The sequence below is a fragment of the Halorubrum tibetense genome (assembly GCF_042661865.1).
GTDB lineage: Archaea > Halobacteriota > Halobacteria > Halobacteriales > Haloferacaceae > Halorubrum > Halorubrum tibetense.
Window position 1 is genome coordinate 1 of record NZ_JBHSWW010000765.1, and the last position, 501, is coordinate 501.

Genomic DNA, 501 nt, shown 5'->3' on the forward strand with positions numbered 1-501 from the left:
CTCATTGAAATCCCCGAGCCTCAGGGCGAGTCCGAAGTCATTAATGGGTGGTTTCGCTTAGGTAAAATCGAAGTGGTCGCGCACACGGGGCTGGCCTATCGTGACCTGTGGCGCGTATTTCGCGAACAATTATGGCTGTTCCTGTTTACTGCCGTAGCGGCTTATGGCCTGGCCGGTGTTTCATTGCACTTTCTTTTACGTCCATTAAAGCGCGTGGAAAAGCAGGCGGACGCCATTTGTCGGCGCGAATTTCCCGAGCAGCAACAGCTACCGCGCACACGCGAATTGCGCTCTATGGTTCAGGCGATGAACCGCATGGTCGAAAAAATTAAAGATATGTTTCAAGAGCAATTGGAATTGACCGAATCTTTACACCGGTCTTCCCATGTGGATTTTATTACCGGCCTGTCCAACCGGCTAGATTTTGACGCGCGTTTAGAGTCATTTATCAAATCTGAATTGGGTGGCGGTGAGGGTGCGCTGTTGCTTTGGCAACTATCA

At 50.7% G+C, this 501-nt stretch carries 1 protein-coding gene; it reads left to right on the forward strand.

The features are described from left to right. A partial coding sequence (locus tag ACFQEU_RS18180; protein WP_379784448.1) for a LapD/MoxY N-terminal periplasmic domain-containing protein occupies positions 1 to 501 on the forward strand: 501 nt, incomplete at both ends.